1 protein-coding gene is annotated in these 1,150 nt (G+C 70.6%); it reads right to left on the bottom strand.

Features of this window, described 5'->3' with window-relative positions; all coding sequences use genetic code 11:
• Positions 1-174: 174 nt before the first annotated feature.
• Positions 175-873, bottom strand: coding sequence for a DUF4191 domain-containing protein (locus tag ACFU7Y_RS44105; protein ID WP_374120089.1), 699 nt, complete (start codon positions 871-873; stop codon positions 175-177).
• Positions 874-1,150 lie beyond the last annotated feature (277 nt).

Below are 1,150 nucleotides of genomic sequence, written 5' to 3'. Positions count from 1 at the left end.
CTTCGTACATCGCTGTGGCGCCCCCCATACCCTGGGACAGGGGCTCAGTTCCCCCACTTCTCTCCAGAAAGGTGCGGACCGGCGTGGCCGACCGTCTCATCGTCCGTGGCGCGCGCGAGCACAACCTGAAGAACGTCTCGCTCGTGTATAAGAGACAGCGTCAGGGGAGGGGGGTCAGCGGACCTGGCCGCCCTTGGGCATCCGGGCGCCCTTCGGCATCGGGCCCTTGGGGATCGGCGCCTTGGAGAGCAGGTCGCCCAGCGCGCGCAGGCGGTCGTTGGTCTCGGTGACCTGGGCGGCGGTGATGGCGCGGGGCAGGCGCATCAGGTGGATCTGGAGCTTCTTCAGCGGGATCTCGCCCTCGCCGTTGCCCACCACGATGTCGTGCACCGGCACGTCGCCGACCACGCGGGCCATCTTCTTCTTCTCGGAGGCCAGCAGCTGGCGAACCCGGTTCGGGTTGCCCTCGCCGATCAGCGCGATGCCGGCCCGGCCCACGGCACGGTAGACCGCGTCCTGGTTACGGGTGACCGCGACCGGGGTGGTGCTGGAGCTCCAGCCGCGCCGGATGTTGTTCAGCACCGCCGCGACGGCGCCCGGCTGGCCCTCCATCTGCCCGAACGCGGCGCGCTCGGCCCGGCGCCCGAAGACGATCGCCATGGCCAGCACGGCCACGATGAAGCCCAGGATGCCCAGGTAGACAGGGTGCTCGATCGCGAAGCCGATGGCGAGGAACACGCCGAAGGTCAGCAGGCCGACGCCGGCGATGATCAGGCCGATCTTGGTGTCGACCTTCTTGGTCATGGTGTACGCCAGACGGATCTGCTTCAGCCGTCCGGGGTTCTCGGATGTTTCCCTCGCCATAACGCTCATGGTACGTGGCACGGGTGCGGGATATCCAAGCCCGGGTACCCGTTCGCCCCAACCGTGACCCGTGCACCCGCACGCCGTCGCGCACAGCGACGCCGGAGCCGTGCGGCCGTCGCGCAGAGCGACGCCGGCGCCTCATCGCCGTACCGGTCGGCTCACCGCCCCCGCCACTCCTGCCGCCCCCGACCCCGCCGCCGCGTCGTCGTGCCGACGGTCCGCCGCGTACCGGCGGTTCTCGCACACCGCCGCCCACGCGTTGCGACGGGCGTGCTGCTGGCCC

This window comes from Kitasatospora sp. NPDC057542, assembly GCF_042801945.1.
GTDB lineage: Bacteria > Actinomycetota > Actinomycetes > Streptomycetales > Streptomycetaceae > Kitasatospora.
This window is presented reverse-complemented; position numbering and strand designations above follow the sequence as displayed.

Excerpts from the sequence above, each read along its gene's own strand:
- ACFU7Y_RS44105 (WP_374120089.1), bottom strand. The coding sequence starts at position 873 with ATGAGCGTTATGGCGAGGGAAACATCCGAGAACCCCGGACGGCTGAAG.